The organism is Serinibacter arcticus, from assembly GCF_003121705.1.
In the GTDB taxonomy this organism is placed as follows: domain Bacteria; phylum Actinomycetota; class Actinomycetes; order Actinomycetales; family Beutenbergiaceae; genus Litorihabitans.
Genome location: NZ_PYHR01000002.1, coordinates 3,165,089 through 3,188,057, shown reverse-complemented (window position 1 = coordinate 3,188,057; position 22,969 = coordinate 3,165,089). Strand labels below are relative to the sequence as shown.

General features: G+C 73.9%; 17 protein-coding genes. 10 read left to right on the top strand and 7 right to left on the bottom strand.

The window, feature by feature from the left end:
* Positions 1 to 50: 50 nt before the first annotated feature.
* From C8046_RS14245 to C8046_RS14235, 3 genes are read left to right on the top strand one after another with little or no spacing between them, the layout of a single operon-like run.
* Positions 51 to 1,007, top strand: coding sequence for a Sir2 family NAD-dependent protein deacetylase (locus tag C8046_RS14245; protein WP_109230007.1), 957 nt, complete (start codon positions 51 to 53; stop codon positions 1,005 to 1,007).
* Between the two features lie 44 nt (positions 1,008 to 1,051).
* Positions 1,052 to 1,513, top strand: coding sequence for a CrcB family protein (locus C8046_RS14240; protein WP_235866337.1), 462 nt, complete (start codon positions 1,052 to 1,054; stop codon positions 1,511 to 1,513).
* The gene (locus tag C8046_RS14235; RefSeq protein WP_199224490.1) at positions 1,510 to 1,863 is read left to right on the top strand and encodes a fluoride efflux transporter FluC; all 354 of its coding nucleotides are present in this window, start codon (positions 1,510 to 1,512) and stop codon (positions 1,861 to 1,863) included. The genes C8046_RS14240 and C8046_RS14235 overlap by 4 nt, the downstream gene beginning before the upstream one ends.
* Here the strand turns inward: C8046_RS14235 and tadA are convergent.
* Positions 1,860 to 2,330: a tRNA adenosine(34) deaminase TadA gene (gene tadA / locus C8046_RS14230; protein WP_109230954.1), complete on the bottom strand. Its 471-nt coding sequence runs from the start codon at positions 2,328 to 2,330 to the stop codon at positions 1,860 to 1,862. The two genes, C8046_RS14235 and tadA, sit on opposite strands and share 4 nt — an antisense overlap.
* Positions 2,331 to 2,375: 45 nt before the next feature.
* Between tadA and C8046_RS14225 the strand changes: the two genes are divergently transcribed.
* The 3 genes from C8046_RS14225 to C8046_RS14215 all read left to right on the top strand — a co-directional run bounded on the left by C8046_RS14225 (position 2,376) and on the right by C8046_RS14215 (position 4,114).
* A complete protein-coding gene (locus C8046_RS14225; RefSeq protein ID WP_199224489.1) occupies positions 2,376 to 2,903 on the top strand; it encodes an AAA family ATPase in 528 nt (175 codons plus the stop codon).
* A gap of 9 nt (positions 2,904 to 2,912) precedes the next feature.
* A complete protein-coding gene (gene upp / locus C8046_RS14220; protein ID WP_109230006.1) occupies positions 2,913 to 3,548 on the top strand; it encodes a uracil phosphoribosyltransferase in 636 nt (211 codons plus the stop codon).
* A 77-nt stretch (positions 3,549 to 3,625) separates the two neighbouring features.
* Positions 3,626 to 4,114 (top strand): pyridoxamine 5'-phosphate oxidase family protein, encoded by a 489-nt coding sequence (locus C8046_RS14215; protein ID WP_109230005.1) that lies wholly within the window; start codon positions 3,626 to 3,628, stop codon positions 4,112 to 4,114.
* A gap of 22 nt (positions 4,115 to 4,136) precedes the next feature.
* Here the strand turns inward: C8046_RS14215 and C8046_RS14210 are convergent, their stop codons facing one another.
* Positions 4,137 to 4,496: a hypothetical protein gene (locus tag C8046_RS14210; protein ID WP_109230004.1), complete on the bottom strand. Its 360-nt coding sequence runs from the start codon at positions 4,494 to 4,496 to the stop codon at positions 4,137 to 4,139.
* A 126-nt stretch (positions 4,497 to 4,622) separates the two neighbouring features.
* Positions 4,623 to 9,011 carry an Ig-like domain-containing protein gene (locus tag C8046_RS14205; RefSeq protein WP_109230003.1) on the bottom strand — a complete coding sequence of 1,463 codons (4,389 nt, stop codon included), beginning with the start codon at positions 9,009 to 9,011 and terminating at the stop codon, positions 4,623 to 4,625.
* 180 nt (positions 9,012 to 9,191) lie between these two features.
* Between C8046_RS14205 and C8046_RS14200 the strand changes: the two genes are divergently transcribed.
* Both C8046_RS14200 and C8046_RS14195 read left to right on the top strand, forming a co-directional pair.
* Positions 9,192 to 9,614: a YccF domain-containing protein gene (locus tag C8046_RS14200; RefSeq protein WP_109230002.1), complete on the top strand. Its 423-nt coding sequence runs from the start codon at positions 9,192 to 9,194 to the stop codon at positions 9,612 to 9,614.
* A gap of 24 nt (positions 9,615 to 9,638) precedes the next feature.
* Positions 9,639 to 10,544, top strand: coding sequence for a hypothetical protein (locus C8046_RS14195; RefSeq protein WP_146197173.1), 906 nt, complete (start codon positions 9,639 to 9,641; stop codon positions 10,542 to 10,544).
* Positions 10,545 to 10,586: 42 nt separating this feature from the next.
* On the opposite strand, the gene C8046_RS14190 is transcribed toward C8046_RS14195, so the two are convergent.
* Positions 10,587 to 12,140, bottom strand: coding sequence for an MFS transporter (locus C8046_RS14190; RefSeq protein ID WP_109230000.1), 1,554 nt, complete (start codon positions 12,138 to 12,140; stop codon positions 10,587 to 10,589).
* A 205-nt stretch (positions 12,141 to 12,345) separates the two neighbouring features.
* Between C8046_RS14190 and C8046_RS14185 the strand changes: the two genes are divergently transcribed.
* On the top strand, positions 12,346 to 14,421 hold the full coding sequence (locus C8046_RS14185; RefSeq protein ID WP_109229999.1) for a beta-galactosidase: 2,076 nt from the start codon (positions 12,346 to 12,348) through the stop codon (positions 14,419 to 14,421).
* 437 nt (positions 14,422 to 14,858) lie between these two features.
* Positions 14,859 to 17,072 carry an HNH endonuclease signature motif containing protein gene (locus C8046_RS19820; RefSeq protein WP_109229998.1) on the top strand — a complete coding sequence of 738 codons (2,214 nt, stop codon included), beginning with the start codon at positions 14,859 to 14,861 and terminating at the stop codon, positions 17,070 to 17,072.
* Positions 17,073 to 17,138: 66 nt separating this feature from the next.
* Here the strand turns inward: C8046_RS19820 and C8046_RS14175 are convergent, their stop codons facing one another.
* From C8046_RS14175 to C8046_RS14165, 3 genes are read right to left on the bottom strand one after another with little or no spacing between them, the layout of a single operon-like run.
* Complete coding sequence (locus tag C8046_RS14175; protein ID WP_146197172.1) at positions 17,139 to 19,286, bottom strand: hypothetical protein; 2,148 nt, start codon at positions 19,284 to 19,286, stop codon at positions 17,139 to 17,141.
* Complete coding sequence (locus C8046_RS14170; protein WP_199224488.1) at positions 19,283 to 20,458, bottom strand: VWA domain-containing protein; 1,176 nt, start codon at positions 20,456 to 20,458, stop codon at positions 19,283 to 19,285. The genes C8046_RS14175 and C8046_RS14170 overlap by 4 nt, the downstream gene beginning before the upstream one ends.
* Positions 20,451 to 22,967, bottom strand: coding sequence for a DUF5682 family protein (locus C8046_RS14165; RefSeq protein WP_109229996.1), 2,517 nt, complete (start codon positions 22,965 to 22,967; stop codon positions 20,451 to 20,453). Before C8046_RS14165 ends, C8046_RS14170 begins: the two co-directional genes overlap by 8 nt.
* Positions 22,968 to 22,969 lie beyond the last annotated feature (2 nt).

The window sequence follows — 22,969 nt, the reverse complement described above, 5'->3', positions numbered from 1 at the left end:
TCCTCCAGCCGCGGAATGTCGCGGCCCGCAGGCGCGTTGACCACGGGGAGATGACCACCACCCCGCCCTCCGCCACCCCCGCCCCGACGTCGGACCCGACCTCCGCCGTCGCCGGCCTCGCCTCGCCCCGCACGCTGCACTCGACGTGGGCGCCGAGCTACGGGGACCGCCGTCCTCCCGCGACCGAGGCCGATCTCGACGCCGCGGCCGAGCTCCTCGCGGGCCACCGCGTGGTCGCGCTGACCGGCGCCGGCATCTCCACCGACTCGGGCATCCCGGACTACCGCGGCCCCGACGCGCAGCCGCGCTCCCCCATGACCTTCCAGCAGTTCGTCGGCGACCCCGGCTTCCGCCGCCACTACTGGGCGCGCAACCACATCGGCTGGCACCACATGAACGCCACCGCCCCGAACGCCGGCCACCGGGCCCTCGCGGCGCTGGAGCGCGCGGGCGTCGTCAGCGGTGTCATCACGCAGAACGTCGACCGGCTGCACACCGTCGCCGGCTCCCGGCACGTGATCGACCTGCACGGCCACTACAACGAGGTCATCTGCCTCGGCTGCGGCCACGTCATCCCCCGCGCCGCGCTCGACGCCCGCCTCCTGGAGCTCAACCCCACCTTCCTCGAGGAGATCACCGAGCTCGGCGACGTCGAGATCGCCCCCGACGCCGACGCCGTCATCGAGCAGACCAGGCAGTTCCGCACCGCGTCCTGCGAGCGCTGCGGCGGCGTGCTCAAGCCGAACATCGTCTACTTCGGGGAGAACGTCCCCAAGGAACGGGTCGCCCGCGCCTACGCGATGGTCGACGACGCCGACGCGCTCCTCGCCGCCGGCACCTCGCTCGCCGTCCAGTCCGGGCTGCGCCTGGTCAAGCGCGCCGCCAGGGACGGCAAGCCCGTCGTCATCGTCAACCGCGGCGTGACCCGCGGCGACGAGTTCGCCACGCTCCGCCTCAACGCCGGGACCTCGCCCGCGCTCGAGCACCTCGTGCACCGCCTCGGCTGAGCCGCCCGCGCCCCTCGACCGCCCGGCCGTGCCACGCTGAGCCCGTGACCGCCCGCCTCGTGCCGACCCCGACGGCCTTCGCGCTCGTCGGGCTCGGCGGCGCCGTCGGCACGACCCTGCGGTACACGGCCGGCCTGCTCGCCCCGACCGTCGACGGCGCGGTCCAGCCCCAGCTCGCCGTCACCCTGGTGATCAACCTGCTCGGCTCGTTCCTGCTCGGCCTGCTGGTCGGCCGCCTCGGCGCGCTGACCGCCCGCGGTTCCGCGAGCCCCGCGCGCGCCGCCCGGCTTCGCCTCCTGCTCGGCACGGGCGCGCTCGGCGGCTTCACCACCTACTCGGCGCTCGCGCTCGAGACCGTGACGACGGCGGAGGCCGGCTCCGGCCCGGCGGCCCTCCTCGCGGTGGGCTACGTCGTCGTGAGCGTCGCGGCCGGCGTCGCGCTCGCCCGGCTCGGCCTGCGGGCCGGCGCCCGCGCCCCCGGTTCCCGACGACGGAGCCCGGCGTGATCGCCCTCGTCGCCCTGGGGGGCGCGCTCGGCGCCATGGCGCGCCACGCCGTCGACCTCGGGCTCGGCCCGGGTCGACCCGGCCGGTCGACCGCGCTCATCAACGTCCTCGGCTCGTTCCTCATCGGCCTGGTCGCGGCCCTCGCCACCCGCGGGATCGTCGACGGCGACCTGCGCACCGTCCTCGCGACCGGCTTCCTCGGCGGGTTCACCACCTTCTCCGCCGCGAGCCTCGACGTCGTCGAGCGCACCGAGCAGGACGGCCGCGCCGTCGGGATGCGCCGCGCGATCGTGGTGCCGGTCGCGGCCGTGGCGGCGTGCGCCGTCGGACTCTGGCTGGGGTCCCGCTAGCCGAGCGGGTCGGGGGCGGGGCGCGGGGACTTCACGCGTCGGGCCCGGAAGAACGCCCGCAGCTCGTCGCCGCACTCCGCCTCCCGCACCCCGCCGACGACCTCGACTCGATGGTTGAGCCGCGAGTCGCGCACGACGTCGGTGACCGACCCCGCCGCGCCGGCCTTGGGGTCGAACGCGCCGAACACCAGCAGCGGCAGCCGCGCGAGCACCATCGCGCCGGCGCACATCGTGCACGGCTCGAGCGTGACGGCGAGCGTGCAGCCCTCCAGTCGCCACTGCCCGAGCACGGCGGCGGCCTCGCGGATCGCGAGCACCTCGGCGTGCGCCGTCGGGTCGCCGTCGGCCTCCCGACGGTTGCGGCCCCGGCCGATGACGCGACCCTCGGCGTCGAGCACGACCGCGCCCACCGGCACGTCCTGCGTCGCCAGCGCCGCGCGGGCCTCGTCCAGCGCGAGGCCGATCATCTCCGTGTGCTCCACGCCCCCATTGTCCCGGGCCAGGATGGGGGCATGACCTCCCCCGCCCGCGTCGTGCTGATGTGCGGACCCTCGGGCTCCGGCAAGACGACGCTCGCGCGCGAGCTCGAGGCCGCCGGCATGGAACGGCTGTCGTTCGACGTGGAGCTGTGGCGCACCGGCGAGCGGCCGCTCACGGCGACCCGGGAGCGGCTGCTCGAGGTCGACGCCGACCTCAAGGCCCGTCTGGTGCGCCTCGTGCGCGAGGGTCGCGACGTCGTCCTCGACCTCACGTTCGCCGGTCGCGCGATCCGGGACGAGTGGCGCGCGCTCGTGACGCCGCTCGGCGTCGTGCCCGAGACGATCTACCTCGACGTGCCGCGCGACGAGCTCGTGCGCCGCCTCACCGGGCGTCGCGACGCGGAGGCCGACGACGTCGTCCTCACCCCCGAGCAGATCGCGGCGCACCTCGCAGCCTTCGAGCCGCCGACGTCCGAGGAGGGTCCGCTGACCGTCCTGGGGCCGGGTTCGGACGGCGTCGCCCACCCGGGCGCGGGTGGACCGGACACCTCGACCCACTAGCCTGGCTCCATGCGCGTCCACGTGGCCAATCACCCGCTCGTCGCCCACAAGCTCACGGTCCTGCGGCAGACCAGCACCCCGTCGCCGACGTTCCGTCAGCTCACCGAGGAGCTCGTGACGCTCCTCGCCTACGAGGCGACCCGCGAGATCGCGGTCGAGCCGATGGAGATCACGACGCCGGTGGCCACCACCGTCGGCACCCACCTGACCTCGCCCAACCCGCTCGTGGTGCCGATCCTGCGCGCCGGGCTGGGCATGCTCGAGGGCATGACCCGTCTGCTCCCGACGGCGGAGGTCGGCTTCCTCGGCCTGCAGCGCAACGAGGAGACGTTCGAGGCCGTCACGTACGCCAACCGCCTGCCCGACGACCTCTCCGGCCGCCAGTGCTACGTGCTCGACCCGATGCTCGCCACCGGCGGCACCCTGGTCGCGGCCATCGAGTACCTGTTCGAGCGCGGCGCGCGCCACGTCACCTGCATCACGCTGCTGTGCGCACCCGAGGGCCTCGAGGCCGTGGAGCAGGCCATCGGCGACCGCGCCGACGTCACGATCGTCACCGCCTCCATCGACGAGAAGCTGAACGAGAAGGGGTACATCGTGCCCGGCCTCGGAGACGCCGGCGACCGGCTGTACGGCGTCGTCTGAGCCCGTCGAGGGCGGCTTGCCGCTCCGGTGCCTACACGATCCTGGCCATCGCCGAGGACGCGTGCCTTCAATGGAGCATGAGCACCCACGACAGCACTGACGCCCGGGCGACGGTCCGCGAGATCGCCGCCGACATCGACATCACCATGCTCACGACGCACGCGCCCGACGGCTCGCTGCGCTCGCGCCCGATGTCCCTCCAGGAGGCGACCGAGGACGGCGACCTCTGGTACGTCGCCTCCGGCGACAGCGACATCGTCTCCGAGATCGCCGCCGACCCGCGGGTCAACGCCGCCCTCGCCGGCAAGGGGTCCTGGCTCTCGGTCACGGGCACCGGGATCGTCTCCCGCGACCGCGCCGTGCTCGAGCGCATCTGGACGCCGTCGGCCGAGGCGTGGTTCCCCGAGGGGATCGACACCCCCGGCGTCGTCGCGATCAACGTCATCGGCGAGAGCGCCGAGTTCTGGGACGGGCCCGGCGCCGTCGTCACCCTCGTCAAGACGGTGGCCGCACGCGTGCAGCACAAGGAGCCCGAGGTCGGGCGGAACGAGACCGTCGAGCTCTGACCGGTCGACCTCCGACGGTCGGCTAGCGAACCGTCGACGCAGCCCCGGGCCTCGAGGCCCGGGGCTTCGTCGTCCCCCGTCGCACCAGCGCCGCCGTCACCGCCGCCAGCACCAGCGCGGCGAGCACGACGGCGACCCACGGCCCCAGCGGGTCGCTGAGCACGTGCGCCAGGACGAAGCAGCCCGCCCCCGCCGCGACCACGACGGCCAGCCGCCACCACGCCGTCGTGCGCCGCTCGCGCAGCACGCCCCACGCAGCCCCCGCGAGGACGACGACGGCGCCCGCCCACCGCAGGCCGGTCAGCTGGGCGGCGGCGAAGCCGAGGAGCAGCGAACCGCCCGCGATCGCGGCGGTCAGGGCGGTGGGGCGGTCGAACCTCATCCGGCCAACGTACCCGCGGCGGTCGGGGCGTCCACCACGGGAGACGACGGGGCCGGACCCTCGAGGATCTCTCCCCGGGAGCCCGGCCCCGTCGCGGTGCTGGACCGCTGGTCTACCGCCGTGCGGCTAGCCCAGCTTCGAGAACCGGGACAGGAACGCCGCCATCGCGTCACGGTTGATCGGGTTCAGCGGCTTGTACTCCGCCGTCCCGTCGTTGCCCTGCCAGCCGGTGGAGACCCCGGTCGAGGCCGCCCACGCGATCTCGGTGTAGAACGCGTTCGTCGTGGGGACGTCCCAGAACGGCGTCACGGTCGGGATCTCGTAGCTCGGCGACCCGGCGATCCGGTAGAGGAACGCCGCCATGGCGTCGCGCGCCACGTTGTCGAGCGGACGGTACTCGCGGGTGCCGTCGGGGCGCTCCCACCCCGTGGAGATCCCCTCCTCCGCCAGCCACGCGATCTCGGTGTAGAACTGGCTGGTCGTCGGCACGTCGACGAACGGCGAGACGTCGGGGGCGACGTAGCCGGCCGGGGCCTTCATCCGGAACAGGAAGGCCGCCATCGCGTCACGGGCGATCGGCGTCACGGGACGGAACTCCCGCGTGCCGTCGGGCAGCTCCCACCCGGTGGAGATGCCGGCCTCGGCAAGCCACGCGATCTCGGTGTAGAACATCGACCCCAGCGGGACGTCGACGAACGCCGTCACCACGGGCTCGTCCGCCGCCACCGTCACCGTGATCGGGTCGGACAGGGTCTCCTGGCCGGCCGAGTCGACGACGAGGGCGCGCAGCTCGACGTCGGTGCCCTTGCGGGACTCCTCCGCCGTCCACGAGAAGCGGTACGGCGAGATGGTCGCCGTCGCGTGCGGCTCGCCGTCGACCAGCAGCGTGGCCGAGGCCACCGCGTGGTCGTCGGACGCCCGGACGAGCGGGGCGACGACGTCGCCCGCCTCGACCACGACGCCGTCGAGCGGGTCGACCACGGACGCCACCGGGGCGGCGTCGACCGGCGAGCCGGCCGTCGTCGGGACCCCCGCGGGCGGCGTGGTCACGCGCTGACGCACGAGCACCGTCTGGGCGCCCGCGGCGTCGGTCCCCGAGATCGCCTCACGGTTCGAGGCGGGCACCGCGGGACCGCCGACGACCAGGGCGCCGGTGCCGAGGAAGCTGCCCTCGACCGTGAACGGCGCCTGCTCCCTGACGCCCGAGGCGTCCGGGTTGGCGTTGTAGACGGAGAACCCGTTGCCGCTGAAGACGCTGCCGCGGGCGACGAGGGACCCGTTGCCGGCGTCCTTGAGGAGGAGTCCGAAGGACCGCTCCGGCGCCGACTGGAAGTAGTTCCCGGTGATGCGGCTGTTCTCCACGAACCCGTCGGAGCCGCCGGTGAAGGCGACGCCCGTCTGCGGGAACGAGGCGTTGAGCGTGCCGGTGACGACCGTGCCCGAGACGTACCCGTGGTTGCGGATGCCCGAGCGCTGGTTCGTGGTCGCGGCCGCGTCGGTGCCCCAGCCGCCGTCGACGAGGATGCCGCCGGACTGGTAGCCCAGCACCTGGGAGTCCTTCACCGTCAGCTCCGTCTCGACCGTGCCCCGGCCGGAGCCCTGGATCACACCGGTCTTGACGATGCCCCAGCCGTGCGGGTTGGCCGCGAGCTCCTCGGGCGTGGTGGCGGTCCGCAGCGGGCCGACGACGCTCTCGGAGACCCGGCCCGCCGCGCCGAAGTAGGCGATGCCGGCCTCGGCGAAGACGTTCCCCGACGTCACGGTGACACCGGAGATGTCGACGAACATCTCGTTGGTGTCCGTGGACCCCAGCGACTGGCGGGAGATCGTGATGACGTTGCCGCCGCCGTCGCGCAGGTAGGGCGTACCGCCCGCGAGGGTGGTGAGCGACTGGTCGGGCATGATCGTGACCTTGTCGGCCCCGGCGCCCTTGATGCGCAGCGGCTTCGTGATCGTCAGGCCGTTGAGCGAGCCGGCGGCGACGGGGTTGCCCTGGCCGTTGACCGGCGTCGAGCGCTCGGCGTAGGTGCCCTCGCACACGACGATCGTGTCCCACGGCGACGCGTGGTCGACCGCAGCCTGGATCGAGGTGAACGACGCGTTCGGGCACTGCACCCGGTCGTCGTCCACGACCCAGGACGTGTTCGACGCCGGGTTCCCGACCGTGTCGACGAGCGTCACGTTGCCGGGGGTGTTGTCGTAGGCCTCGAGCAGGTCGGCCGGGTCCGGACCGGTGGCCGGCGGACCGTAGCCGGCGCCCGCGTCCGGCTCCACGCCGTCGGACAGGATGAGCGGCTCGGCGACCGCGGCCTCCTGGAACCGGACGTCGGCGAGCTGGATGGAGCCCGACGCGGGCGTCCCGTCCACGCCGAAGCGCAGCTCGAGACGGTCGATCGAGGTCAGGTCCACGCCCTGCGCGGCGAACTCCGTCAGCGGGACGCGGATCTGGTCGAGGACGATGTGCATCCGCGAGGTCTGCGTGCCGGTCGACATGTGCAGGGCGTTGCCCCAGCGCTCGTCGCCCGCCTTGACGGTGCCCTCGTTGCCGTCCGTGTCCACCAGGGAGATGACGAAGTCCTGGGTGGTCGCGGCCGGGTCGTAGGTGACGGGGAGCGGTGCGCCGCTCTCGTCGAACCGGGTCGCGCCCGGGTTGCGGGTGTCGAAGTAGTTGACGTCGGCGCCCAGCGCCAGCGCCTTGAGACCGCTGACGTCCTGCGACGCCGCGGGGACGGCCGCCGTCATGACGGCGGGCGAGGAGGCCTCCCAGGCGACCGCGAGCTGGCGGCCGTAGGAGTGGTTGACCGGGGAGTTCTCGCGCATGGCGTTCTGGCCACCGAGCTCGGCCTTGCCCGGGAGCGGGCAGGCCTTGGCGGCGGTCGGCTGGCTGCTCAGGCCGAGCTGGCCGGGTGCGAAGTGGTCGGGCTCGGGGTTGCACCAGTCGAAGCCCTGCGTGGTCGCCGCGGGCAGCGTGACGCCGCCGTTGTCGAGGTACGGGTACACGAAGCCGCTTCCGGTGAGCTCGCCGCCGAGGGCGTTGAGCGAGAGCGGGTTGTCGATCTCGGGCCGGATGACGTCCACACGCTCGTCCGCGGGCGGGAAGTACGACGTCGAGACGCGCTCCTCGCACCCGATCCGGGCGCCGGACTCGCTGGTCGGGCAGGCCGACTCCGGGATCTGCAGGTGAGAGTCCGTGGTGGACAGCTCGCCCGTCATGTACGGCTCGAAGGCACCCTCACCACCGACGTAGCGGCGGAAGAACGCGGCCATCGAGGCGAGACCGATGGTCTCCTGGTCGCCCATCCGGTCGGGGTCGCCGGAGATCTTGGTGTTGACCAGCGGGTTGAACGTGTCGGAGTTGTCGATCACGTACGACCACGGGTCGAGGCTCGCGGCGCCGCTGAGGCGGAGGTTGTTCGGCTGGACGTTGTTAGCGCTCGACGGCGCCGAGTTGCCGCACGCAGCGTCCTGGACGTTGCCGCCGTCCTGGCCGTCGGCGAACCAGACCGTGTTGTACCAGTTGTGGTTCGCGCCGAGCTGGGAGGACTGGATCAGCGGGAACGGGTCCTCGCCGTTGACGTACTGACCACGCTCGAAGAAGCGCGCGCCCTGGAGGTTGGAGACGTCGCCGTCGCACCACGGGAGGATCGACAGGTACGGCGTCCCGTAGGGCGCCTTCCGCTCGTAGTCGACCGGGGCGAGCGAGATGACGCCGCGCAGGGGGTAGCGGGGTCCGTCCGTGCGGATCCGGTTGTAGTCGATGAAGCTCGTGACGGCGTCGCCGCCGCGGGAGTGCCCCATGAGGCCGATGCGCGTCATGTCGAGCCTGCCCGAGAGCGTGTCGCCGATCGTCGTGTTGACGTCGAGCGGGAGCCCGCCGGGAGCGTTGGCCGCCGTGAGCGCGTCGAGGGCGCCCGCGATCATGAGGCGGCGCTGGTGCATGCCCTTCCCCTTGGCGTTGTCCTGACGCATCATCAGCTGGTCCTGCGAGACCGAGAAGACCGTGTAGCCCCAGGTCGCGAGGTTCTCGCCGAGGTAGGCGTAGCCCGCCTCGTTCCGCTTGAACTCGGCGCAGCTCATGGCCGCCGCGTTCTGGCCGCTGTCGCACGAGCCGTGGTTGCCGTGCACCAGCACGATGACCGGCGACGGCTCGTCGCGGTCGGCCGGGTAGTACAGGGCGCCGCGGATCTGCATGGACTCGGGCCGCTGCGCAGCGGCCGCGGTCGGCGCCTGCCCGGCGGAGTTGGGCTCCTGCAGGTCGACGAGACCGAGCTTCGTCTCCTGGATCGTGGCGGGCGTGTACGTGCCGCGATCGGTCGGGTCGGGCAGGTCGGAGTAGTCGGCGACCTCGATGACGGTGGCGTCGATCGGGAGGTCGGCGGGGGCCGACGACTCGGTGGTCGTGGCGGGATCGGTCGGGGTCGCGGTCGCCGAGGCAGCGGCGAGCGGGACGACGAGGGTGGCGAGCAGGGGGACGACGGCGAGCGCACGGAGGCGCGCTGAACCGGATGCCTTCACGGCAGCTCCTGGGGCGTGGATGGGGAGGGGGTGCGGCCGGTCAGGTGACCGCGCTCTCACGCTAGGAAGCGGTTGTTACCTCCCCATTACCAGGCGTTTCCAGGGTGCTACCGGTTGATGACGTTCACGATCGCCCCGTGTTCGGGGCGCCGCACTGGCCCGAGGACGGATGATGGACGCATGCGCGGTCTCCTTCGCTTCGTCCTCAACGTCATCTGGCTGATCCTCGCCGGCCTGCCGCTGGCCCTGGCCTACCTGCTCGCGGGCGTCATCTGCTGCATCCTGATCGTGACGATCCCCTGGGGCATCGCCTCGTTCCGCATCGCCAGCTACGTGCTCTGGCCGTTCGGCCGCACCGTGGTGCAGCGGCCGACCGCGGGGCTGGGCTCCGCCGTCGGGAACGTCATCTGGATCCTGGTCGCGGGCATCTGGCTCGTCATCGGCCACATCGCGAGTGCGGCCGCGCTCGCCGTCACGATCATCGGCATCCCGCTGGCGATCGCCGAGATCAAGATCATCCCGATCACGCTCACCCCGCTCGGTCGCCAGATCGTGCCGAGCGACACCGTCTTCGCCAGCTACGGCAACGCCGGGCACGTCTGAGCGCGGCCGCGGAGGTCGGCGGTGGTGGCACGACGGCGTCGGTCCGGGGCGCGCACGCCCGTGTGGATCGTGGGCACCGACCCGCAGATCCGCGCGGCCGTGCGGGCCGCGGTCCGCATCGCCGCTGACGCGGGCGGCCTGCCCGACGACGTCGTCCGGCGCGTCGCGGTGATGAACGGCTGGCGCAGGCGCCTGTGGACTCTCGACCCCACGCGCGCGATGCACGAGTCCGTGCCCGATCCGGCGGGGGCGGCGGGCGTGACCGCCCGACGTCTGTGGTGGCTGCTCGTCGTCGTGCTGGCGGCCGGGACCCTGCTCGCCAGCCTGCTGCTGGTCGCGAGCGTCGACGAGTCGGTCTGGTGGGTGGTGGCCGCGACCGCGTGCGCCGTGCTCGCCGTCGCCGCCGGACTCGATCTGGTCCTCCCGCGACGCGTCGCGACGGCGGACCTGCCGTCGGTCGACCAGGCGTTCGGCGTCCTCGTCTTCGCTGTGACCGCCACCGGCATCGTCGCCGCGACGTCGTCCGCCGCCTCAGGGGCGCCCGGGTGGGCGACCGCGATCGTGGGCGCGGCGCTCGCCACGACGTTCGCGGCCGCCGTCGTGCTCGGTCGACGCTCGAGCCGCGACCATCGCCGCGGCGCCCACCCGACCGTGCCCCACGCGCCGGCGAACCTCGAGGTGAAGCTCGCCGAGGACGCGCTGCGGGAGGCGCACCGACTGGCACGCCTCCCGCGGGACGAGGGGCGACGGCGGAGCTCGACGCTCGCGTGGCAGGCCGCGCTGGGCGAGATGGACCGCTACCTGCCGCAGGAGGTCCGCGACGTCGCGGGCGCGCTCAGCCCGGTCGCCTTCATCGTGTGGGTGTTCCACGACGGGCGGTTCGACGTGTCGCCGAACGCGCTCGCGCCGCTGCGGGGGCGGCGCGGGTAGCTGCGGGGGTGCCTCGGGGGTGCCTCGCCGTGTCCGCCGGCGTCAGCCCACGTGGGCGACGGCGGGGGCGTCGGTCGGGAGGAGCTGCTCCTTGGTGCCGCGCACCATGACGAACGCGATGGCCGCGGCGATCACCATGCCGACGCCGGAGGCGATGAACACGGCCGAGTAGCCGTTCACGAACGCGCCGAGCTGGTCGGCCTCGCTCGCGACCGCGGTGGCGCGGACGGCGCTCGCGTAGAACGACGTGAACAGCGCCAGCCCGATCGAGCCGCCGATCTGCATCGCGGCGTTGACGGTCGCGCTGGCGGCTCCGGCGTCGTGCGGGGCGACGCCGACGAGGGCGACGTTCTGCATCGTCACGAACAGCATCGCCATGCCGATGCCGAGCACGATCAGCCCGGGGAGGATCTCGACGGCGTACGAGCCGCCGGCCGTGATCCGGCTCAGCCACACCAGCGCGACGGCGGACACCAGCGGACCGGCGATCATCAGCGGGCGCGGGCCGACGCGCGGCAGGAGGAGGTTGGTGGCGAGCGGGACGACCATCATGATCGTCGCCGTCATCGGGAGCGACGCGAGGCCGGCCTCGAGCGGACCGAAGCCGAGCACGATCTGCAGGTGCAGCGTGAGGTAGAGCATCGCGCCGATCATCACGGAGCCGGTGAGGCCCTGCAGCAGGAAGACGCCGCCGCGGACGCGGTCCGTGACGATCCGCAGCGGGAGCAGCGGCTGCGCGACGCGCGACTCGATGCGCACGAAGAGGGCGAGCAGCAGCACGCCGGCGATCAGGAACGCCCAGGTCTCGACGTGGCCCCAGCCCTCCTCGGCGAGCGTGAAGCCGTAGACGAGGGCACCCAGACCGAGCACGACCGTGATCGCACCGAGGACGTCGTAGCGGTTCTCGCCGTCGGCCCGGCTCTCGGTCATGACCATCTGGCCCGCGATCAGCGCGACGACGGCGACCGGGACGTTGACCCAGAGGCACCAGCGCCAGTCGGCGAACTCGGTGAGGACACCGCCGAGCAGCAGCCCGACGGCGGCGCCGACCCCCGCGACGGTGCCGAAGATCGCGAACGCGGTGTTGCGCTCGCGGCCGCTCGGGAACGTGACGGTGAGGAGCGCGAGCGCGGCGGGAGCCATCAGCGCGGCGAACACGCCCTGCAGGCCGCGGCCGGCGATGAGGATCTCCGCCGACGGCGCGAACCCGGCGATCGCGGAGGCGGCGCCGAAGCCGACCATGCCGACGAGGAAGGTCCGCTTGCGGCCCCAGTAGTCGGCGATGCGGCCGCCGAGGAGGAGGAGCGCGCCGAACGCGAGGGCGTAGGCCGTCACGACCCACTGGCGCTGGACGTCCGTGAGGCCGAGCTCGATCTGCGCCTGCGGCAGGGCGATGTTGACGATCGTTCCGTCGAGGACGATGACGAGCTGCGTGAGCGCCAGGATGATCAGGATCCACCAGCGGCGCGGGGAGGCGTCCGCGTGATCGACGACGGGGGCGTCGGCGACGGGGGCGTCGCCGGCCGGGGCGTCGCTCGTGGACGTCGGGGCGAGGGTGGGGGCGGGGGCGGGCTCGTGGGCGCGCGAGGAGGTCATGAGTGCCTTTGCGAGGTGGGTCCGAGAGGTTTCCAGCCCGGATCGACAGCTCCAGCCCCTCGAACGGAACGGGCTGCCGACCTCCCCGACGACACGTCGGACACGTGGTTCGAGTTTACGCCGCACCCTTCTCCCACGGCAGGGGTGGTCCGACGGCCGGACGCCCCCGCCCCGCGGTGGTGACGTCACCATCTATGCTGGCGCAATGAGCGCCACCGCTGACGTGACTCCCACCACTCCCCCCTCCACCTCCACGCCGTCGTGGCCGATCGGCCTCGACGCGCTGGGCTACGGGGGCGACTACAACCCCGAGCAGTGGCCGGACGAGATCCGCGTCGAGGACGTCGAGCTCATGCTCGAGGCCGGCGTGAACCTCGTCAGCCTCGCGATCTTCTCCTGGGCCCGGATCCAGCCGACCGAGGGCACCTTCGACTGGGAGTGGCTCGACGTCACGATGGACCGGCTGCACGCGGCCGGGATCCGCGTCGACCTCGCCACCGCGACCGCGAGCCCGCCGCCGTGGCTGTCCCACAAGCACCCCGAGATCCTGCCGGTGACGGTGGACGGCACCGTCCTGTCCCCCGGCTCGCGCCAGCACTACCGGATCGCGTCGCCGGTCTTCCGCCGCTACGCCGTCGAGATGACGCGGCTCGTGGCCGAGCGCTACGCCGACCACCCGGGGCTCGCGATGTGGCACATCGACAACGAGATCGGCTGCCACGCCCCGCACGAGTTCTCCGACGACGGCGCCGCCGCCTTCCGCCGCTGGCTCGAGGCCCGCTACGGCACGATCGACGCCCTGAACCACGCGTGGGGCACCGCGTTCTGGTCGCAGCTGTACAGCTCGTTCGAGGAGATCCTGCCGCCGCGCGCCGCGACCGCGCAGATCAACCCGACGCACCAGCTCGACTTCGCGCGCTACTCCTCCGACGAGCTCCTGTCCTACTACCTCGACCTGCGCGCGGTGCTGGCCGAGGTCACGCCCGGGATCCCGTGCACCACCAACTTCATGGTGATGAACGGTCCGAACCCGATGGACTACTACTCCTGGGCCCCGGAGATGGACATCGTCTCCAACGACCACTACCTGTGGGGCTCCGACCCGAACCCCGAGCGCGAGATCGCGTTCTCGGCGGACATGGTCCGCTCGATGGCCGGGAACGCGCCGTGGATCCTCATGGAGCACTCCACCTCGGCCGTGAACTGGCAGCCGACCAACCGCTCGCGCGCGCCGCACGAGTCGCTGCGCAACTCGCTGTCGCACCTCGCGCACGGCGCCGACGCGCTGCTGTTCTTCCAGTGGCGGCAGTCGCGGGCCGGCGCCGAGAAGTACCACTCGGCGATGTACCCGCACGCGGGCCGCGACTCCGACGTGTGGCGCACCACGGTGCGGCTCGGCGACGTCCTCAGGCGCGTGGGCGAGATCCGCGGGTCGCGCGTGCAGTCGCGCGCCGCCGTCCTCTACGACTACGCGTCCCGCTGGGCCACGCACACCGGCTCGCAGCCCAACCAGGACCTCGACGTGCGCGGCCTCGCCGTCGACGTCCACGCGGCGCTCGGTCGCCGCGGGGTGTCGGCCGACGTCGTGGAGCCGTCCGCGGATCTGTCCGGCTACGACCTGATCGTCGTGCCGGCGCTGTACCTGATCTCCGACGACGACGCCGCGGCGGTCGTCGCCGCGGCCGAGCGCGGGGCGACCGTGCTCGTGACCTTCTACTCCGGCATCGTCGACGAGAACGACCACGTGCGTCTCGGCGGCTACCCCGGCGCGTTCCGCGACCTGCTCGGCGTGCGCAGCGAGGAGTTCTGGGCGCTGCAGCCGGGTCAGACCATCGCGCTCGACGACGGCGGGTCCGCCTCCCTGTGGGCCGAGAAGGTGCGGGCGCTCGAGGGGACCGAGGTGGTGCGGACGATCGTCGGCGGGGACCTCGACGGGGTGCCGGCGCTGACGCGGCGGGTGCTGGGCGGTGGTGCTGGTGCTGGTGCTGGTGCTGGCTCGGCCTGGTACCTCTCGGTGCAGCCGGACGCCGACGGCCTCCAGAAGGTGGTCGACGCCGTGATCGCCGAGTCCCGCGTCGCGCCGGTGCTGGCGGACCTGCCCGACGGCGTCGAGGTCACGCGCCGTGCCGACGGCACCGGCCGGTCCTGGCTCTTCGTCCTCAACCACACGCGCGAGGCCGTGACGCTCCCGACGAGCGGCCACGACCTCGTTGCCGGGGTCGACGTCGCCGAGGCGCTGACCCTCGAGCCCGGCGGCTTCGCCGTGGTCCGCGAGGCCTGAGAAGTCCGCCTCCGGCGGCAGGACGGACGGGGGCGGGCGCGGGGCGGCGCAAACCCGCCCCCGCCCGTTTCGTCTCCCCGCCTCTACCCCTTGGCCCCTTGGCCCGCTGGCCCCCTCCCCCGTCATCGGCGAGGGCCTTCTGCACCACCGACGAGGGGCTTACGCACCACCCGCGAGGGGCTTACGCACCACCTGCGAGGGGCTTACGCACTGCCGGCGAGAGGTTGGCGCACCGCTCGCGAGAGGCTCCAACGCCCCTCGTTCAACAACTACGCGCTACCGATCCCCCTACGTGCACCCAGAAGCTGTCCCGCGAGTCGGACGGAGGGGACGAGTTGCTGCCGCCGAGATCCACAGGGTTACCCACCGCCGGAACCTGTATCCACAGATCGCGCCAAACCCTTTCCCATCGCACCCAGACAGCGTAAACTGTACGCATGTTCGAGAACGGATCCGGAGCAACCCCCACCACCACCGTGTGGGGTCTCGGATTCACGCCCACCGAGGACCCCGACACCATCCGTGACCGCCTCGGACTCACCCAGCCCGACGACGGAGGCCCCCCGACAGAACTGATCGAGCGTCTGCTGCAGCTGTCGGACTTCACCCACCTCATGACCCTGGACCCCGGCGAGCTCCTGGAAACAGCAGCCGCGTTCGCCGCCATCGCCGGCTGGGCCGAAGCCGGACTCCGCGCCACCGCCACCCGGCTCCACACCCGCCACGGCATCCTGGACGCCAACCGACTCGCCGCTGACGTGCCCGGCGCCCCCGCACGGGTCGAGCGAGGTGGCCCCGCCGCCGACGAGCTCGCCATGCGACTCGGCCTCAGCCGGCAACGAGCCGCCCGACTGGTCGGGGAAGGACACCTGCTGGAGAGCACCCTCCACCCCGTCGGGACCGCCCTGGCCGCCGGACACATCGACGCCGGCAAGGCCGCGATCTTCACCGACCTGCTCGCCACCCAGGAACCAGCCGTCTGCTTCGCCGTCACCGACCAGGTCCTCCCCGCAGCACCGGGACTTCCCCACCACGCCCTGAAGAAGCGGATCCAGGCCGCCCTGATCCAGACCGACCCCACCACCGCCCACCACCGCGCCCTCCAGGCCGCCACCCGCCGACGGGTCGAGCACCCCCGACTGCTGCCCGACGGCCAAGCCTGCCTGCGCGTCATCGCCCCCGCCCTGGACATCGCCGCCATCTACACCGCAGCTGAGGCAGCAGCCAAAGCAGCCCGCGCCGCCGGCGACCCCCGCACCCTGGACCAGCTCCGCGCCGACGCCCTCACCACCCTGGCCACCACCGCCCTCAACAACGGCACCCTCACATCCGTCCCCGGCTGCCACACCCTCCTCACCACCGACGACACCACAGCCACCAGCACCAGCGCCGGCACCGGTGCGGGCATCGGTGCGAGGACCGGCAGCGGCACCGCGATCGTCGGCGTTGGCGTTGGCGACGCCACGATCCGATCAGGGCCGGGCACGGGCCCCGTGGCGTCCTTCGACGACCTCATCGAGCTGGCCAAGCGCGAGCACCACGCAGCCGAGAACGACCCCAGCCCGCTCGGCCAGGTCCGCCGCACCCTCGACGCCGCAATCGAGGCCGTCAGCGCCCGCACCAGACAACGCCTCGGACACCCACCCACCAGCACCAGCACCGGCACGGGCGCCGGCAGTCAGGGTCCAGCCTCGATCGCCGACGCCCTCCTGCACCGGGACGCCGAGAGCGCCAACGCGCCCACCCAGCCCGACGGCACCCAAGACCTTGACCCCGGCAACGGCCTGGCCGACCCCAGCGAACGGTTCCGGCCATTCGTGCCGTTCTCCGGTACTACCTCCGGGCTGACGCTCGCCCTGGCCCCCGAGCACCTCACCGAGCCCGACGCCGACCACATCGACCCCGTCCACCCGTGGCAGGACGACCTCGCCCTCACCACGAACGAGTCGGGGTGGCGGTTCGAAACCTACGAAGCCCCCGAAACCTGCCGCACCGGCATCGACGTCCCCGAACTCCTCGGCTTCGCCCCCCTGGACCCCACCACCGCCCGACTCCTCGCCACCAACCCACCCCGCTGGCTCACCATCACCACCGCCCTCGCCGACATCACCCAACAAGCAGACCGCGAACGCGAGACCCAGCGCGAGCGCGGAGGCGGCATGACCCGCGCGACCCACCACCCCGTCGACACCACGAACACCGAGCCCGACGACGACGCCACGCCGACCACGACGACCACCGCCTCGGCACCCGGCGAGGACACGTCGCGCTACTGGCCACCCTCCTTCAACCCCGCACCCCACCTCGCCACACCCAACTACCGCCCCGGCGCCGAGCTCGACCGCCTCGTCCGCGCGCTCCACCCCACCTGCATCGCCCCCGCCTGCACCGTCGCCTCAACCGCCTGCGACAACGACCACGCCGTCGAATGGCCCACCGGACCTACCGACGCACCCAACCTCCGCCCCCTCTGCCGCCACCACCACCGACTCAAGACCCACCACGGCCACAGCTACCGCATCACCCCCGACGGCTCCACCATCTGGACCACCCCCACCGGCCACACCTACCACCGACCCCCAGCAGGCGACACCCACCTCATCGACACCCCGCGGCGCCGATCTCTCGACGGACCTCGCACCATCGGCTGACCTGAGCCGTGTGACGCACGACGGAGCCCGCCACTCCCGGTCACGCCTCCCGGTCACGCCTCCCGCTCACGCCTCCCCGGCGGCCACCACGCTCGCGCGCTCCGCCAGCAGCAGCACCCGCAGCAGCGCCTCGGGTTCGGCAGCACTCGTCCCTGCATCAGCCCATCGGGCGAGCGCCCCGGCCAGCGCGGTGAGTCCGACGTCGCCGCACCGCCGCGCCAGGAGCCGTGCACGCTCCCCCTCAGCCTCGCCCAGCACCTGCCGCCCCGACACCGCGACGTCGACGCATGCCTCCCGGACCCGCTCGCACAGCAGCGCCACGGGCGGAACGGTGGCCTCGCGGACCTCCTCCGGCCGCCGCTCGACCCGGGCTCGCAACGCCTCGAGCGCCTTTCGGAGTCCCCCGAATCCACCCAGCAGCCCCCGGGCCACCCGCGGCTGCGGCCACCCGAGCGTGAAGGATCGCACCTCGACATCCCCGCTCGATCGCACGACGACAACGCTCAGCGGCACGGGCGCCCCGGCACCCCGCCGCACCAGCACGTGGGTCAGGCGAAGCCCTGCCGACCCCACCGACTCGGCCAGCCGGGTCAGGTTGTCGGCCGCGGCCCAGCCCCCGCCGAGCACCCCGAGTCGTACCTCGAGCTCGGCGCCGTCGGCGTCCACGAGCGGCCACACCAGCTCCTGGTCAACCTCGTCGAGCCGCAGCCGCCCCACCGACGTCGGGCGCAGCAGCGAGAGACCGCCACCCTCGTCCAGCAGCCGGGGCGCCCGCCGCGGCGGCAGCTCCGCCCACCGATCGACTCCCGCGTCGGCGAGCCACGCCGCATCGGGCGCGCCACCCGGCACCGCCTGCGTCCGATCGCTCGAGCTGACCTCCGCCCCCTGACCGAACCGCGCACCCTGCAGCGTCCAGGTCCGGTCGAGCAGGTTCGTCACCGCGACCCCCCAGATCGCCGCCGACTCCACCCGGAACGTCGGGTCCTGGCTCCGCGCGCGACCCGCCACCGACTGGTGCACGGCCTCGCCGCCCGACGACGTCAGGAACGCCACCGTCGCCCCGCGCGCCCCGCTCGCGGCCTGCCACGTCCACGCGCCGACGGGCTGGATGCGCACGTCGTCGGCGTCGTCGACCTCTCGCGCCCGCCCGCGCAGTCCCGCCAGCCCCTCGCCGTCGGCCGCCTCGAGGGCCCGCGTGAAGGCCCACGCTCGCGCGACGGCACCGACCACGTCGGCGTCCGTCACGGCGTCGGACCCGGCCACGACCTGCCTCATCGCCTCGCTCACCCGTGCGAGCGCCCGCGCCAGCTCCGGCAGGTGGTGCGCCCGCGCCGCCGTCACCGTCGCCTCGACGCGCAGCGGCACGGTGGCGTCCAACCGCGCGACGCCGGTCACCAGCGCCCCCGTCAGGACCGACCGGACGGACTCGAGGAACGCACGCTCGTCATCGGTCAGCGCTCCGGTGCCGTCGGGCCGGAGCAGGCCCTCCGGCCACTCCCACCCGAGCCCGAGCGCCCGCCGGGCCCGCACGACCCCCTCGAGCCGCAGCTCCGCGGCCCGCTGGTGGGCGACGCCGGACGGCACCAGGATCCCGTCCCACCCGGCGCCGGCGACGATCACGACGGCGGTCCCGTCCCAGGTCACGACGATCCGGTGCGCCTCGACCACGGTCTCGGCGCCGGCGCTCGCCCCCGAGATCCGGGCGAGCCGGTTCGCGACGGCGCGGCCCGCCACGACGCCCGACCGCCGGATCGCGTGGTCGGGGACGAGGGTGGCGAGGTCGTCGAGCGCGGACGGACCCGAGACAGGTTCGGGGACGGGCTCGGCCGCCGCGGGCCCCTCGCACACCTCGGCGCCCACCTCCGCCCCCACCTCGGCGCGCACCTCCGCGCCCACCTCCATGCCACCCGCGCCACCCGCGACCCCCTCGTGCACGAACAGGCACGCCAGCACGATGTGCACGCACACCCCCGCCGCGGGACACGCGCACCGCGCTGCCGCCGGACCCGAGGCGTCGAGCCGCACCTCCTGCTTGTGGGCGAGCACGACGCCGTCGCGCTCGCCTGCCGACACCCAGGCGGGCGGCGCCGACACCAGCAGCCCCCGTGCGCGCTTCACGAGGCCGGCGCTGGCCGCCGCGGTGAGCGCGACGTCGTCGTACCCGCGATAGGTCCCCGCCCACGCCGGCAACCCCACGCCCCCAGCCCCGCTCACCCCAGCACCTCCCCGAGCCACTGCCCGAACTGCTCCGGCGTGAACGCCGCGACGTCCATCCCCCGGTCGGCCAGCCGCCGCGCCATCGCCGTGTCGTAGACACCCTCCGCCGCCTCGTCGAGCGCCGCCATCCCGAGCAGCGTGACCCCCGAGGCGTGCAGCCTCGCGACGGTCCCGAGCAGGTGCGTCACCGATCCGCCCTCCTCGAAGTCGGACAGCAGCGCGACGACGGTGTGCCGGGGCCGCGTCACGAGCGACTCGCAGTAGGCCAGGGCCCTGGCGATGTCCGTCCCACCGCCGAGCTGCGCCGTCATCAGCAGCTCGACGGGGTCGGAGGCGAGGTGGCTGACGTCGACCACCGACGTCGAGAACAGCACGATCTTCACGCTCACGCCGGGCAGCGACGCGAGGATGCTCGCGCACACCGCGCTGTGCAGCACCGAGGACGCCATCGACCCGCTCTGGTCGATGCAGATGATGACGTCCCACTCCCACGTGCGCCGGGTCGCGGAGTGGAACCGCGGCCGGTCGATCGTCATCCGTCCGGTCTCGGGGTCGACGTTGCGGAGGTTGGCGGCGATGGTGCGGCGCCAGTCGAAGTTGCTCGCGACGGCGATCGGCGAGGCGGAGAACCGGTCCCGCCTCCCCCGCACGGCCTGGGCGAAGGCGAACCGGATCCGGCTGAGGATGTCCTCGACCACGCGCCCGATCACCTCGCGCAGCTGCCCCTCGAGGTCGCGCGAGAGCGTGCCGCGCATCGTCAGCAGGGCCGCGCCGAGCTCGGCGCTCGGGGTGAGCGAGGACGCCGTCGCGGGATCCTTGAGCATCTCGTCCAGCCCGAACGCCCCGACGGCGCGCGCCTGCAGCCGATCGAAGGTGGCGGCCGGGAACAGCTCGCGCGAGCGGGCGAGCCACGTCACCGCGGTCAGCGACGCCGGGTCGTCACTCCCACCGCTGCCGCTGCGCCCGCGCGCCCGCCCCTGTCCGCCGCGGTGACCCCGGCGGTCGTACGTGTCGTCGTAGAGGCGCCCCAGCAGCTGGTCGACCTGCGTCTCGCTCCCGCTCAGCCCGGCCCCGCCGAGCTGCTCGCGCGAGTAGCGGCCGAGCACGAGCCGCCACCGCCGCGCGCGCTCGAGGTCGGTCAGCCCGTCGCCGTCGGGGATCTCAGCCACGCCCCTCACCCCCGGCCCACGCGAGCAGCGCGTCGTCGACGAGGCTCGCGCGCACCTCGGCGTCCACGGCCGTCCCCAGCGCGAGGTCGGCCTCGCTCGTCTCCAGGCGCGCCGCCAGCTCTTCGACGCGCACCCCGGTCGCCTCGGCGACGTGCCGCGCGAGCCGGTCGGTGTCGATCGGGCGCAGGCGTGCGAACGAGCGCCGCAGGTCGGGCAGCAGCGTGAGGAACTGCTCGTCCTCGAGGCTGCCGAGCCGCCGGTCGAGCACCCCGAGCAGCCCGCGGTCGCGCACCACGAGCTCGGGCGCCACCGTCATCACGCCCTCGAGCAGCCGCACGCCGACCCCCGGATCCGCCCCCGGGGCGAGGGCCGTCCCGACGGCGGAGGCCAGCTCGGCGTCGGGCAGCTCACCGTCCGTGACGGCCAGGGCGAGCAGCGCACCGCGCACCCCGGCCGCGGTGTCGACGTCGTCGCGCATCCGCGTCAGCGTCGGCAGCACCGCCTCGGCCGCACGCGTCGACCCGTCGGCCCGACCCCGCTCCAGCACGAGGCGCCGGACCCCGACGACGGCCCCGATCGCCGCCGCCTCCTCCTCCGGCGCGCACGAGCCGAGCAGCGCGAGCCGGTGACCGGACCCGAGCAGCGCCTCGTCGATCACGCCGAGCAGCGCGCCGGCCGAGTCCCCGAGGTCGAGGTGCTCGCGCGCGCTCCACGCCCGCAGCAGCACGGCCCCCGCGTCCGCGAGCGCCCCGAGGTCCGCCGTCGTCTCCATCGCCTCGCGCACCCGGGCCAGCAGCGGCGGGACGAGCGCGGCGAGCCCGGCCTGCGCGGCGTCGGTCACCAGTGCGGCGAGCTCGCGGGGCGACGGCGGGGAGTCCGCCGCGGTGAGCGCGTCGGCCCGGCGGGCGAGCAGCGCCGTCGCCGCCTCCTCCGGGGTCGAACCCAGCTCGATCAGGCCGACCAGCCGGGTCTCGACGCCCGGCGTCCACGCGTACTCCCACGTCTCCCGCAGCAGGTGCACGTCGGTCCCGCTCGCGTACCGCGGCCCGGACAGCAGCCGCGCGAACCCGGTCCCGAGCAGCGTCATCAGCGCGAGGTAGCGCGACCGCGACCGCGCCCCGGGCTGCCGGTAGACGTCGAGACTCGTGGTGCGGGGCTGTGCGTCGGCGACGACGAACCGCAGCTGCTCCGCACGCCGTCGCGCCGCCGCGACGAGCGGCGGCTGCGGCAGGTCCGACGGCAGCTCGCCGAGCCTCGTCCCGCCGAGCACCCGCCCGAGCGACTCGCGCAGCGCGGGCGGCACCTCTCCTTGCGTCAGGCACGAGACGACGGCGTCGAGCACGTCCGTCCGCCCCGGCCAGGCGTGCTCGCGCAGGTCCGCCAGCCGCTCGGCCTGCAGCACCGCCTGCGTCAGGGACGCGGTGCCGATGCGGTCGAGCTGCCCCGACGCGTTGGCATCCGCCGCGAGGTCAAGCAGCACGTCGCGCGCGACGACGCCCGGGTCCGCCGCGTCCCACACCCGCTGGTGGAAGCCCGGCGATGGCATGCCCGCGCCGTAGCCACGCAGGCCGTCGAGCTGGTCGAGCGTGTAGCGGATGAGCCACCCGGGCTCGGTCCCGGCAGCCCGGGGCCGAGCGGTCCCGGTTCTCGCCGTCCGCACGAGCTCCCCGCCGGGCAGATCGGCGAGCGCCTCGACGAGCGCGAGCGTGTGGAACGCGCCGGTCACGACGACGATCGGACCGTCCACCTGCCCGCGCCACCGCTCGACGTGCTCGAGCATGCGGTGCTCGCGCGCGAGCGACCCCTCGGCCGCGAGGACCTCCACCTCGTAGTCCAGGCGCGAGAGCGCCGCCCAGACGAACACGTCGTCGAGGACGACGGCGTGCGACCCGGGTGCTGCCTCGCCGCCCGGGTCGCGAGCGATCTCGAACAGGTGCTCCCACAGCTCGTCGTGGTCGCGGCACCCGAACCGCCGGGCGAGCTCGGCGAGCGTGCGGCTGTGTGCGAAGTACCGCTCGGACTGCAGCGTGCGGCGCAGGAGCGCGACGTCGTCGGGCCGCCCCTCGTCCGCGCCTCCCTCGCCCCCGGGACCCGGCTCGACCTCGTCCGCCTCCCCCGCGCGCCCCGACCACGGCAGGTCCACGAGGTGCACCGGCACGCCCAGGGCGCTCGCCGTCCGCACCGCCACCCACTCGGGTGAGAACGACGCGAGCGGGTAGAGCGCGCTGACGGCGCCCGCACCCTCGCCCCGCAGCGTCAGCAGCGCGACGGGGGGCACCGTGTCCGGGTGCGCGAGCGCCGGCAGCAGGGGGTCGAGGTCGTCCGGCCCCTCGATGAGCACGACGGCGGGCCGCACCTCCTCGATGAGCCGCCCGACCGCCCGGGCGCACCGCGGGCTGTGGTGCCGGATCCCGGCGAGGTGGATCCCGCCGTCGGCCAGCCGCTGCCGGGCCGCGCGGGCGCGGTCGAGCCGGGCGTCGGCGTCGCCCTGACCGGCACCGTCGCTCACGC